The organism is Fodinibius sp. GM21, assembly GCF_058386955.1.
Genome location: NZ_JBYEIQ010000003.1, coordinates 1 through 12,168 on the forward strand (window position 1 = coordinate 1; position 12,168 = coordinate 12,168).

Annotated in this window: 12 protein-coding genes and 4 tRNA genes; 7 read left to right on the forward strand and 9 right to left on the reverse strand. The window is 43.0% G+C overall.

Going from position 1 to position 12,168, the window contains the following annotated elements:
* The 9 genes from ACT3IB_RS07165 to queA form a co-directional block, all read right to left on the reverse strand.
* Window positions 1–77 (reverse strand): hypothetical protein (locus ACT3IB_RS07165; protein WP_441000376.1); only part of this gene is annotated, 77 nt, incomplete at its 3' end.
* Between the two features lie 62 nt (window positions 78–139).
* Window positions 140–211, reverse strand: a tRNA-Thr gene (locus ACT3IB_RS07170).
* A 25-nt stretch (window positions 212–236) separates the two neighbouring features.
* Window positions 237–309 (reverse strand) — tRNA-Gly (locus ACT3IB_RS07175).
* Window positions 310–315: 6 nt separating this feature from the next.
* Window positions 316–398: transfer RNA gene (locus ACT3IB_RS07180), tRNA-Tyr, on the reverse strand.
* Between the two features lie 63 nt (window positions 399–461).
* A tRNA-Thr gene (locus ACT3IB_RS07185) sits at window positions 462–533 on the reverse strand.
* A gap of 149 nt (window positions 534–682) precedes the next feature.
* On the reverse strand, window positions 683–1,315 hold the full coding sequence (locus tag ACT3IB_RS07190; protein ID WP_491538324.1) for a DedA family protein: 633 nt from the start codon (window positions 1,313–1,315) through the stop codon (window positions 683–685).
* A 2-nt stretch (window positions 1,316–1,317) separates the two neighbouring features.
* On the reverse strand, window positions 1,318–1,791 hold the full coding sequence (ispF, locus tag ACT3IB_RS07195; protein WP_491538325.1) for a 2-C-methyl-D-erythritol 2,4-cyclodiphosphate synthase: 474 nt from the start codon (window positions 1,789–1,791) through the stop codon (window positions 1,318–1,320).
* 1 nt (window position 1,792) lies between these two features.
* Window positions 1,793–2,482 carry a 2-C-methyl-D-erythritol 4-phosphate cytidylyltransferase gene (gene ispD / locus ACT3IB_RS07200; protein WP_491538326.1) on the reverse strand — a complete coding sequence of 230 codons (690 nt, stop codon included), beginning with the start codon at window positions 2,480–2,482 and terminating at the stop codon, window positions 1,793–1,795.
* A 3-nt stretch (window positions 2,483–2,485) separates the two neighbouring features.
* Complete coding sequence (queA, locus tag ACT3IB_RS07205) at window positions 2,486–3,532, reverse strand: tRNA preQ1(34) S-adenosylmethionine ribosyltransferase-isomerase QueA (protein ID WP_491538327.1); 1,047 nt, start codon at window positions 3,530–3,532, stop codon at window positions 2,486–2,488.
* 376 nt (window positions 3,533–3,908) lie between these two features.
* Here queA and ACT3IB_RS07210 point away from each other — a divergent pair, with 376 nt between their 5' ends.
* From ACT3IB_RS07210 to ACT3IB_RS07240, 7 genes are all read left to right on the forward strand, one after another.
* Complete coding sequence (locus ACT3IB_RS07210) at window positions 3,909–4,445, forward strand: hypothetical protein (protein WP_491538328.1); 537 nt, start codon at window positions 3,909–3,911, stop codon at window positions 4,443–4,445.
* Between the two features lie 19 nt (window positions 4,446–4,464).
* Window positions 4,465–4,914, forward strand: a complete 450-nt coding sequence (locus ACT3IB_RS07215; protein ID WP_491538329.1) for a LytR C-terminal domain-containing protein — start codon at window positions 4,465–4,467, stop codon at window positions 4,912–4,914.
* Window positions 4,915–4,924: 10 nt separating this feature from the next.
* Window positions 4,925–5,338 carry a ribosome silencing factor gene (gene rsfS / locus ACT3IB_RS07220; protein ID WP_491538330.1) on the forward strand — a complete coding sequence of 138 codons (414 nt, stop codon included), beginning with the start codon at window positions 4,925–4,927 and terminating at the stop codon, window positions 5,336–5,338.
* Between the two features lies 1 nt (window position 5,339).
* Complete coding sequence (locus tag ACT3IB_RS07225) at window positions 5,340–5,756, forward strand: hypothetical protein (RefSeq protein ID WP_491538331.1); 417 nt, start codon at window positions 5,340–5,342, stop codon at window positions 5,754–5,756.
* Window positions 5,757–5,761: 5 nt separating this feature from the next.
* Window positions 5,762–6,736, forward strand: coding sequence for a 2-hydroxyacid dehydrogenase (locus tag ACT3IB_RS07230; protein WP_491538332.1), 975 nt, complete (start codon window positions 5,762–5,764; stop codon window positions 6,734–6,736).
* 42 nt (window positions 6,737–6,778) lie between these two features.
* Entirely contained in the window at window positions 6,779–10,663 is a 3,885-nt protein-coding gene (locus ACT3IB_RS07235) for an ATP-binding protein (RefSeq protein WP_491538333.1), read from the forward strand.
* Between the two features lie 90 nt (window positions 10,664–10,753).
* A complete protein-coding gene (locus tag ACT3IB_RS07240) occupies window positions 10,754–12,109 on the forward strand; it encodes an MATE family efflux transporter (protein WP_491538334.1) in 1,356 nt (451 codons plus the stop codon).
* Window positions 12,110–12,168: the final 59 nt, after the last annotated feature.

The window sequence follows — 12,168 nt, forward strand, 5'->3', positions numbered from 1 at the left end:
GTCTTCCCGTGGTCTACGTGACCTATCGTTCCTATGTTTACATGTGGCTTGTTTCGCTGAAATGTCTCTTTTGCCATGAGTAAATAAGTTTACAGTTAAATGTTCAGAATCACATCAATAATTGTTTCTGCACTTGCAGAGCCGTTAGTCGGAATTGAACCGACGACCCCTTCCTTACCATGGAAGTGCTCTACCCCTGAGCTATAACGGCTTGTGCTTGTTCCCGCGTGGGGCTGAGCGGGCGACCGGAGTCGAACCGGCAACATTCACCTTGGAAGGGTGACACTCTACCAATTGAGTTACGCCCGCTTAGTGTGGGGGGAGTAGGATTCGAACCTACGAAGGCTCACGCCAACAGATTTACAGTCTGCCCCAGTTGGCCACTTTGGTATCCCCCCAGCGAAATCAATATGTCAAATTTAATTTCAGCCAAGTTTGCAAAGCACTCGACAAACCAAGTGAGCCAGCGACCGGATTCGAACCGATGACCGGCTGTTTACAAGACAGCTGCTCTACCCCTGAGCTACGCTGGCTTATCGAGTCTTTTCTTTATCTTTAGGCTGACATTCCAATGCAACAATCAGACCTTGGCCGAAAGACTCCAAAACTAAGTACAGTTTTCATTTTTGTCAACACAAAATTACGAATTAAATCTTTTTTCTCTCGTGCTTATAGAAAACTATCAATTCGGCCTCCGTTTGTTGTAATAATAGACTAACACTCTAATTCCTATAAAGATGGCAATACCTGCTAAAATTATTCTTCCATAAAGCGATAGGTATTTTCCAATAAGTTGCCAATTCTCGTGCACGATCCACCCAAAACCAAGCAAAATACCATTCCATAAAATTGAGCTTAATGTAGAATAAAAAATCGTGCTGCTAATTCGGGTGTGGCTCAACCCTGCTGTTAATGAAATGACGGATCGCGTGCCGGCCAAAAATCGATTTGCTAACACAACGCCCATTCCCCATCGTTGCATCCATGACCGAACCTTATTGATGTATTTCAGTGGTATAAATCGAAGTAGCCAGAACTGCTTCTTTTTTTGTTGAATCAATGTGCCCCATCGGCTGCCAATCCAATACATACTCATAAATCCAATGACTGAAGCTATTGTCGTAAGCAGCAAAACAGGGATTAACTCAATAACTGACTCTGCAGCTAAGTATCCGCCAAAAGCAACCAATACATCACCGGGGATGGGGGGTACAATATTCTCAACATAAGCCACCAAAAAGAAAACCAGGTAAATGCTTGACGGCGGAAGCGTATTAATAAATTGTACGGTTTCCTGTACAAACTGCTCAGCCATTATTAATTCTCCACTAATAAAACTACTGCTCTTGCCGAAATACCTTCGGCACGGCCCTCGAACCCTATCCCCTCGGATGTTGTGGCCTTTACAGATACCTTATCAATATCTACTCTCAAATCTCCAGCAATTACTTGACGCATCTCATTAATATAAGGTGCCAGCTTTGGCTTTTCAGCTACAATTGTAGCATCAACATTTCCAACGGAAAATTCTTTTTGCTCTGTCAGCACCAATGCATCTCGCAGCAGCACTCTACTATCAACATCTTCATAATCTTCAGAGGTATCCGGATAATGCTTTCCCAAATCACCCAATGCACAGGCGCCGAGTAAAGCATCGGTAACGGCATGCAGCAAGACATCTGCGTCGGAATGGCCGGACAAACTTTTTTCAAAGGGAATCTCCACCCCTCCCAAAATAAGTGGACCACCGTCTTCAAACCGGTGTACGTCGTACCCATATCCGATACGCATATTAATTATCTTTTTTGATTAATAATTCTGCCACTTCTAAATCCAACGGATAGGTAATCTTGAAGTTGGATCGATCTCCCTCTACCATTTTAACTGTTTCCTCCAGTCTTTCTACCAAAGAGGCATCGTCTGTTCCAACAAAATCATCTTTGAGTGCCTGCCTATATGCCCTGACGAGCAAATCCCTTTGAAAGACCTGTGGCGTCTGAGTCTGCCACAAGTATTTTCGCGAGGGTGTTTCTTTTATCTCCTGCTGGTCATCAATCCGCTTGATGGTATCCTTCGCTGGTACCCCTAAAACTGCCCCACCGTATTGTTGTGCTGCACTGCAACAATGCTGAACATGATGAAGCTTCACAAAGGGACGAACGGCGTCGTGAACTATGACAAGGTCAGCAACGGACACTTTCTGCAAAGCATTATATATAGACTCCTGCCGTGTCCTTCCACCTACCAGGCAGCTGCCTTTAATTTCTGGTGGAAGCACGTCTTCAAGAATGTTTTCAGTTTCTTCTAAAAAAGATTCCGAGGTGGCTACTAAAACCTGTTGCAACCCTTCGAGTGATAGAAAACGACGGATTGTCTGTTCCAAAATAGTACAACTTCCAAGTTGTAAGAAGGGTTTGGGCGTATGTTTCTGCATACGACTTCCCGACCCTGCAGCCGGAATAATAAGTGCTTTCTTAGTCACAGCTTAGAGTATCAGCATTGAATCACCAAAAGCAAAGAAGCGATAATCATTTTCCTGCGCTTCCTCGTAAGCTTCCATCAGAAATTCATACCCGGCAAAAGCAGCTCCCAACATTAACATTGTTGATTCTGGGCGGTGGAAGTTGGTAATCACGCCTTCGGTTATTTTAAAATCGTACGGCGGAAAGATAAATTTATCTGTCCATCCCGTACCGGGCTTTGAAATTCCGCTAGCAGTAATACTTGTTTCAATTGTTCGCACCGAGGTTGTTCCACAAGCTACTACTTTACGGTCATCGTCGGCCAGCGCTTCATTAATCTTAGATGATGTTTCCTCGGAAATATAATAGTTTTCGGAATCAGTCCGATGCTTCGTCAGATCTTCCACTTCGCAGGGACGAAATGTTCCCCACCCGATATGCATGGTAATAGGCAGCAGCTCAACACCTTTATCCTCTAATTTCTCAACCAGCTCATCAGTAAAATGCATAGCTGCGAAAGGTGCTGCTACTGAACCGCGTTCTTTTGCAAAAATAGTTTGATACTGCTCCTTATCTTCTTCGCGGGCCTCCCGCTCAATATACGGAGGCAACGGCATCTCACCGATATTATCCAAAATATGATACAGCTCTTCATTTGATCCCTCAAAAAGAAAACGGATTGTTCGACCGCGGGATGTCGTATTGTCAATGACCTCAGCCATCAGATTGGGACCGAAGTACAATTTATTTCCAATACGGATTTTCCGAGCAGGCTCAACCAGTACATCCCAGAGCATATTTTCCGGTACCAGCTCGCGAAGCAAAAACACCTCAATGTCCGCATCCGTTTTTTCTTTCTTTCCTTTTAGACGCGCGGGAAAAACTTTGGTGTTATTATATATTAGAACGTCTCCCTCATCCATGTATTTATGAATATCTGCAAATGTTTCATGCTTGATGGATTGATCTTCTCGATTAAGAACCATCAGCTTAGCAGCATCTCGCGGCTGTACAGGTTCGTCGGGGACATTAAAATCTTCTGTCTCAAATTTAAAATCGGTAAGTTTCATTATCGAACTATGGGCTTTTATTTGTTTTGCTTAACCGGTATTTTAGTCAGATTCAAAGCGTTCCAAATATACTCTATTTTATTCCGTAGGACAAACGGCAATATTTAGCGTGGAGATCTGCCAGAGCGGTCTCGAAAACCGTTAAACCTTTTAGGTCCCGGGTAGGGCGAATCCTTCCACCTCCGCATTGGTCTTCTAGTTGTGACAATCAATTGTGCTTTAAGTAATACTTACTTTTAAACCAACCTGAAGGCTACAAAAATAGGGATAGATTTTACGTGAGCTCTTTATCTTAGATAAAGACTTTATTATACTTTCTTTGAGTACTAATCGTTATATTATTTCCTAAGAGATTAAAAATCCTGGTATTTGTCTTATGATGAAAAAAACAGCGTTTATTTCAACGATAAGTGTACTCGTTCTCTTATTGATTGGGCTTAGTTCAGTATCTCATGCACAGCTGAGATCAGAAGTAAAAAACAGTTCTGAACTGATGGGGCCAATCGTTAAACAAAATGATCCCAGTCAGGGTGCAAATCTTGGTAACCTGTTTAACATGCAGATGGATCATTCCTATTCGATGATGTTTTCGAGCTTTGGCGGACAGTTCCAAAATATGAATGCTTATACCAATACCATGCATTTCTTCTTTTCGGAGGATTTAACCGGACGGGTAGACCTTTCGCTGCTACATTCACCCTTTGGCAATAGCATGATGTCGCCAAACTCCAGCAATGGCATGGATACCCAGTTTTTAATCCGTAACGCTGAACTTAATTACCAAATTAGTGATCGCAGTAATATTCGCATCCAATTTCAGCAAGTTCCCGGCTATGGATATGGAATGAACCCATGGTCTTCGGGCATGCGTCATAATCCTTTCGTATCCCCATTCCATGATCGTAACTTTTGAGTTTCGGAAATAATAATTAATGACATCAAAGAATAGCGAAACGAATTCTTTTGCTTTAAACGCAACCATTGGCTTCCTAAGCCTTTTGCTGGCCATTCTTATTTTCGGATTATTTACTCGGATTATTTACCCTCGTATTGAAAATCAACGAGCAACTAACGATGCAGAATTAATCGGGAACATTATTCAGCTGGAAGTCTTGAACGGTTGCGGTGTACCCGGCCTCGCTAATGATTTCACATCCGCATTACGTAAAAACGGTTTTGATGTAGTCGAAACCGGAAACTTTAAAAATTTTGATATGCAAAATACGGTAGTTATTGCCCGCACCTTCAATACTAAAAATGCCAAGCGTGTGGCCGATGCACTTGGCATCGCAGAAGAACATGTTTTTATAGAAGCATCAGAAGACTTTTATCTGGATGCCACCGTGGTAATCGGATCTGATTACAAATCACTCAATTTATAATACATACTATATGACAGATACATCCCCCCAAACTAATCAACAGTTTAGCAGTTCCAATGATCAGAAAACGGTTGATTCTGACAAACTTATTGAGGTCATTGGCGAAGCTCTTCTTGATCGCAAGGCTGAAGATATTACGGTACTTGACGTACATGAATTGACAACACTGGCAGATAAATTTGTTATTTGTCATGCTAATACGGACGTGCAAATTAAAGCAATTGCCGATAACGTCAATAAAGAAACCAAGGAGCAGTTAAATGAAAAAGCCTGGAAAGAAGAAGGTCGTGAAACTCGCAGATGGGTCATTCTTGATTACGTAAATGTTGTCGTACATATCTTTAAAAAGGAGCTGCGAGAATATTATGCACTCGAACGAATGTGGAATGATGCACCCGTCCGAAAAATAGAAGATAATCAATAGCGTGAGATTACTTCTTTATACTTTTACAATTTTTGCTTTGACCATTAGCTGTGCTTCATCATCACAAAAAGGGGGTACTGTGGATTCCTATGAAAATTTAGTGAACATTCAGGAACCCGAAGATGAACCATATCAACAATCAAAAGTATATATCGATTCCGTAAAAAAAATAACGGACCACAATAAGCCTTTACTCGTGATCAGCGGTACGTTTCCAGACGGCTGCACAAAGCTTCAAAAAGTTACTCATCGCACTACCTCAGACTCGTTGTATTTAGATATTAAAGCATGGCGCAACCCCAACATGATGTGCGCGCAAGTACTAACTCCATTCTCTTATATCTACGACGGGATCACCGAAAAAGAATTGAGCACTCACGCAAAAGTAATCGTTAACGGCAGCTCGTATCAATTGTAAGATTTATGTCCAAACGCGTCCTCATTACAGAGCCCATTATTCCCTCCGTAATTGATAAGCTCAAAAAACGGTATCAGGTAGATGTAGGGGAGCGGGGTACCTATAACGACGAGCAGACGCTGATAAACGATATTCCCGCCTATGATGCATTGTTGCCGATGCTCTCTAATCCAATATCAGAAAAAGTTATTGCTGCGGGTGCTAATCTTAAGATTATTGCCAATCACGCAGTCGGCTATAACAATATCGATCTTGAAGCAGCCCAAAAACATGATATAGCGGTAGCCAACACGCCGGACGTACTTACCGATTCCTGTGCAGAATTTACAATCGGACTTATGCTCGCCGTATCGCGCCGCCTGTTTGAGGCTCAACAATATCTTTTGGACGGAAAATACAATAACTGGGAACCACTCGGTTTTCTGGGGAAGGAACTAAATGGGAGCACGCTTGGCATCATCGGCATGGGACGCATCGGTACGGGGGTGGCTCGCAGGGCTAAAGCTCTGGGAATGAAAATTATATACCACAATAGAAGTAAAGTGGATCCTGATCTGGAGCAAGAACTTGAGGCCCAGTATTGTTCCACTGTCCAAGAGCTTGCTTCCCAATCAGATATTATAACCCTTCACTGTCCTCTAACTGATGAGACGCATCATCTCATAAATGAAGAGATTTTTTCCGTCATGTCTGATGATGCCATCTTAATTAACACCTCGCGCGGACCGGTGGTTGATGAAGAATCCCTTGCCAAGGCCTTACATAACCGATCTATCGGTGGTGCCGCTCTTGATGTCTTTGAAAATGAACCGGCATTGCATCCCAAGCTTAGAACAGCTCCCAACTGTATTCGTACGCCCCATATAGCCAGTGCCAGCTTCCAAACGCGCGAAGCCATCGGCATGCTTGCTGCCGATGCCATCATCGGAATATTAGACGGTCAGCCAGTCTCCGAAATTCCTAACTTGATTCAGCCTTAATTTCGGTTCATATTTCGGATCAAGGAACCGATTACTGTGGCTATGATTAACTTCCCTTCAAAAAAACAACTATATCACTGGCTGGGCTGGTCACTACTGGCTTTATTTGTGACTCTTTTACTCCTAGAAGGATGGCGTTATAAGGTAAAACCATCGGTAACCACCAATAAAGAAGTCATCGAAAGTAGCCTTAACAGAGCCGCCGATTACTTTCTGGAGAAGCAGAAACAACTGTTGTCCGACTCAGAAAATCTTGCAAATACCCTTCAAGCACCGCTGCTGCAAAACAGATCCGACCAATACCTTTACAATACCTTAAATCAGATTCCCGGTCTTTGGAGTGCCGCACTATATCACAATAACGAACCCATCATCTGGCGGGGATTTGCGCTACAAAATACCACGCAAGTTCAAGATCGCGATCCTTCTGCTCCTGATCTAATGCTAAAAAGACATAATAACGTCATTTACTGGGAATGCCATATCCCGTTTAGTATACAGGACAGTTCGGGTACAATTAACTACGATCTATTGACCACCTACCGTATCCGACAAAATAATCCTCTCTCCATTGGAGGTGATAGCGAATTTAGCCTGTTCAACTCCGATGATTTTTCAACTTCGTATCCTATTGATTTCAGTATTTTTAGTGACCCGCCCGGGCAAACCGTTCAAAGTCAAACCTTGACAAACTTGCAGGGCGATTCTGTGGGCGTAGTTTACGCTACTGCTGATGAATTTGAGGAAACCCGGGCAGAGTGGGAAGAAAATAATACCCTGTGGCGATCAATTCTTGCTGCTTTTAGTTTTGTTCTTATTATAGGCATTCTCTTTATAGCTGCCGAAAACCTTTCGTTGTGGAAAGCTCTCCTGGTGCAATTATTTTTTGTTATTGCTGGGTGGGCATTAATATCGCATTTCAGTTTACTATCCTACTGGATACTCTCGATCTCGTCATCTAATAGTACGGAATGGATTAAGCTGGTCACCAACTTAAGTACTTCATTTACAAATGCTGGCTTTGCCCTCATTGCCTCTGTGGTAATCACACGAAAGCTGCAGGAATATAAGCATGAACTAAAAGCAGACTGGTATTTAAGTGTCATAAGCTTAGCCGGTATTTTTGGCGTTGTTAATGCGCTGGCTATCCTCAGCTTCTTTAAGATGCTTTTCCAAGCAACCAATGATGCAGGCGTCGCCCTTCTCGACTTACGTATTTTTCCCGAACCCGGCACAATTATTTTATACCTGGTTATTGGAATGGCAACCTTAGCTGCCGGCAATATACTGGTCGTTTTAAATCGTATGTTATTTCGATTTTCCCGGGAGCACCTCAAGCTTACCTCATCCGTTTTATCCACCAGCTTTATCCTAAGCCTATTTATTGCCCAACTGTTTATTCCGGAAAGGCTCATTTTCAATTGGATGTTCTACAGCAGCATAATGGGATTTATCATTGTGCTTTCTATTGCTGTGGCCTATGAGAAAAAACTGTCCCAGCTTACCCGCAAATCCCGCATGAGAAAAGCCATCATTGGATCTTTTCTAATCGCCATTATCTGTTTACCTGCATTATATCAAGCAGCACTTAACGATACTGATAACAAGCTATGGCAGCGTGCATCAAGCTACGCCCAGGAAGAAGATCATTTTGCAGAACGCCTTACCCGTAATTTGCTCATCAGGCTTGAAGAAAGTTTTAGGGGAATTAATACGGAAGATCTGCGAGAGAATAGATCCAACTTGCAAACCCGATTTTCCCAAATAATACAAGAGTATATCTCTCCCCGGGGCAATACCTATTCGTTAAATCTTCAACTTGTCAACTCTTCCGGAGAACCGATCAGTGATTACGCTACTGACCTAAACTCTCCCAGTTGGGTAAAAAGGTATAACATATCGACATTGCAGATTGTGACCGAAATTGAACAGATTACGAAGTCAACCATCCGACCCGTCGTTCAACGACCGCAGCTCGTTAATCAGCAAAAATATCGAACCTTTTACCGGGGATGGATTCCTGTTTTTGGAATTTCGGATCAAGAACCCATTGCCTGGATTCTTTGCTCGGTGTATCAGGAACGTCCGGAGTACAATAAGCCTATCCGAACGGTTATGTCCAGGCTTAGCTTTGAAGATTTAAACACCCCCTATCTCTTGCAAAAGTTCCAAAACGGAAAACTCGTAAATTCTGTACAGCAGGGCTTTACCAACTATTTTCCCAAGTATCGCACCTTAGATCAAAATCAACGTAATGCCTTAGAAAATGATACTCTCATCTATGTAACCAACGAGACAGATACATTTTCATACCGGACGTTGTTTTGGAATGAATCCCAAAATAACGTTATCAAGGCAAGTACTACCCTGCCCGGTTACAGGATTATCCTTTTCTCATTTTTCCGTTTCAGTTTTTTCCTGCTGCTGTTAAGTGGTGTTGCTCTGTTAATACGACAAACACTTCCAAAGTTCACCTTCCGATTTCTGGGATCCAATGTGCGATTTCAGGATCGTCTAATCGATAGCTTTCTGCTTGCTACCCTTATCTTTCTGGGATTCCTTATTGCCTCATCCCATTATGCGATAAAGCAGCAAAATCGAGATATCGTTCGGCAAGAGCTGGTCGATAAGCTCGAACGGCTATCCAATACTATTGAATCGAACCAGATTATTCGCCAAAAAAATCAGCTTGGTTCTTCTTTCTCGCTGGACTCTCTTACCACCCCTCTTGATGTAGATGCCAGTTTTTACACCAGACGAACCGTTTCGGAAACCACGACCCCACAAATTTACCAGCAGCACCTGCTACCTGCTGCCTTGCCCTATGATATTTTTCACCAGTTAAACAACCGGGATCGTCAGGATGCTTATTCCAATGTGCAACTGGCCGGGCAAAACCTGCTCATCGGTTATCGGTCCATCCTTAATGACCAAAATATGCCGATAGCTACCATTGCCATTCCCACATTTTTGGAATCTCCAAAGTATGACCAACAGCTGATTGAAACCATTAGCTATCTCATTCTCGTGTACCTTGTTGTATTTGGATTATTTATCCTGGGATCGACATTTATTTCGAAGCAGTTAACTCGTCCCCTAGTCCATATTCAACGCGGACTTAACAAAATATCGGGCGGCAACCTAGATACTACTATTCCCGTTACCAGCGATGATGAAATCGGGAATTTGGCAGAAGCCTACAATAATATGGTATCAAGACTTAAAAAACTGCAAAAAGAGCTAGCTGCTGCCGAACGCGAAGCTGCCTGGAAAGAGATGGCTCAACAAGTTGCCCATGAGATCAAGAATCCGCTCACGCCAATGAAATTAAACGTTCAGCATTTGGAGCGGCAACTAAAAAGCGATCATCAAAATCCAAAGGAATTAAAGGAAAAGGTACAACAAATTACGGCCAACCTGATTGAACAAATTCAATCACTTAACAATATCGCTTCTGACTTTTCAAAGTTTTCCCAACCACTCACCGAAGATTTTAAAGAAGTTAACCTTAAAACTATTTTAGCGTCAGTTGCCAAGCTCTACGAACACGACGAAAAAGTTACCATCAAAAAGAAAGTCCCTAAACAGCCGGTAAAAATTCAAGGCATTGCCGATGAGCTTAAGCGTGTTATCATCAACCTGGTGAAAAATGCCTACGAAGCAATGCCCGATGAAGGCGGAAAAATTGTGCTTGAACTGTACTGTCATCAACAACATGTATTCATTGAGGTAGAAGATAATGGCAGCGGTATCGCTGAAGAAGATCGTCCCAATATTTTTGTGCCCAATTTTTCGACCAAATCCAGCGGTACCGGACTGGGATTGGCGATCAGTAAAAAGATCATTGAAGCCCACAACGGCAGCATCAGCTTTGCATCGGTAGAGGGCGAAGGCACTACCTTTGTGATTAAGTTGCCTCAAAAGTAACACCTTAGCTTACTTTTCCCTCACTTTTTTTGTACCATAAGCGATTCGCTGAAATCGAAATTTCTCTTTCCTCAAGCGATATATTCTTCAATGCTTGCATATTTAAAATCCGAAAAATATAATTTGCGGAAAGAGGCCGGCATTACGCTTAAAATCGGCCTTCCTGTTATCATCGCACAGCTTTTGCAAATGTCAATGAACTTTGTAGATACGGTGATGGCGGGCAATCTTTCGGCTCAAGATCTTGCAGCGGTAGCAGTAGGCGGAGCTGTCTTTATGCCCTTTATGATGCTCGCGGCCGGCACGCTTATGGCCCTCACTCCTATCGTAGCCCAACACATTGGCGGACGTAATTTTGATGAAATTGGCGTAAATGTCCGGCAGGGATTATGGCTTTGCCTGATGCTAGCTATTCCCATCTTTTTTCTGATTCGTAACCTCGAGTTTGTCATGCACTTTCTGGATGTAACGCCCGAGATTATTCCACTCGCACAGGGGTACCTCGATGCCATCTCCTGGGGCGTTTTTGGGGTCTGTGGATATATGGCACTCCGCTTTTTCAATGAGGGGATGGCAGCCACCCGACCGGCCATGTATTTCGCCCTTATCGGCGTCTTTGTCAACATTGGAGCTAATTATGTATTAATGTATGGTAAGCTGGGGTTCCCAGAACTGGGAGCCGTTGGCTGCGGTTACGCCTCATCTATTGTTGGCTATGTGATGTTCTTGGGGATGCTCTTTTTCACGATGAACCATAAACCCTACGACCGATTTCAAATATTTTCCACCTGGCGACTGCCGGAATGGAAATACCTGAAAGAACTACTACAGGTTGGTATCCCCATCGGTCTAAGTTCAACTATGGAAGTGACTATGTTTGCGCTCGTTAGTTTATTAATGGGTTCACTCAGTGCTGTAGCCGTTGCCGGTCACCAGGTAGCTATTAACTTTTCAGCGATGACTTTTATGGTTCCTTTTGGTCTCTCAACGGCTATCACCACCCGCGTTGGAAATGCCATCGGCAAGGGATCAATGAGTGAAGCTCGTCGCCGGGGTTATCTTGGCATCACCATGGCTACCTTCTTTATGAGTATTACCGCTGTAATCATGTACCTTTTTCCCGAGCTTATTACCAGCATGTACACGCAAGATACAGAAGTACAGCAAGTAGCGGTAAGCCTGCTGTACATGGCTGCCATTTTCCAAATTTCCGATGGACTGCAAGTTAGTGGATATGGCGCTCTTCGGGGACTCAAAGACACCACTGTTCCTATGGTCGTTAATTTTATTGCTTACTGGATGGTCGGTCTTCCACTGGGATATTATCTGGGCATTATTCGCAATGTAGGGCCGCAGGGGTTATGGATGGGACTTATTGCCGGACTAACAATTGCCGCCATTCTACACAATATTCGATTTTACCTGCTCACAAAAAATAAGTCATAATTAGGAATTCGGAATTTTTACCACAAAATTAGAGTATTATAGAGTACATACTCTAAACC

Bases quoted from the DNA above. Each gene is read 5' to 3' on its own strand.
- ACT3IB_RS07190 (WP_491538324.1), bottom strand. From the start codon at position 1,315: ATGGCTGAGCAGTTTGTACAGGAAACCGTACAATTTATTAATACGCTT.
- ispF (WP_491538325.1), bottom strand. From the start codon at position 1,791: ATGCGTATCGGATATGGGTACGACGTACACCGGTTTGAAGACGGTGGT.
- queA (WP_491538327.1), bottom strand. From the start codon at position 3,532: ATGAAACTTACCGATTTTAAATTTGAGACAGAAGATTTTAATGTCCCC.
- ACT3IB_RS07210 (WP_491538328.1), top strand. From the start codon at position 3,909: ATGATGAAAAAAACAGCGTTTATTTCAACGATAAGTGTACTCGTTCTC.
- ACT3IB_RS07215 (WP_491538329.1), top strand. From the start codon at position 4,465: ATGACATCAAAGAATAGCGAAACGAATTCTTTTGCTTTAAACGCAACC.
- rsfS (WP_491538330.1), top strand. From the start codon at position 4,925: ATGACAGATACATCCCCCCAAACTAATCAACAGTTTAGCAGTTCCAAT.
- ACT3IB_RS07230 (WP_491538332.1), top strand. From the start codon at position 5,762: ATGTCCAAACGCGTCCTCATTACAGAGCCCATTATTCCCTCCGTAATT.
- ACT3IB_RS07235 (WP_491538333.1), top strand. From the start codon at position 6,779: ATGATTAACTTCCCTTCAAAAAAACAACTATATCACTGGCTGGGCTGG.
- ACT3IB_RS07240 (WP_491538334.1), top strand. From the start codon at position 10,754: ATGCTTGCATATTTAAAATCCGAAAAATATAATTTGCGGAAAGAGGCC.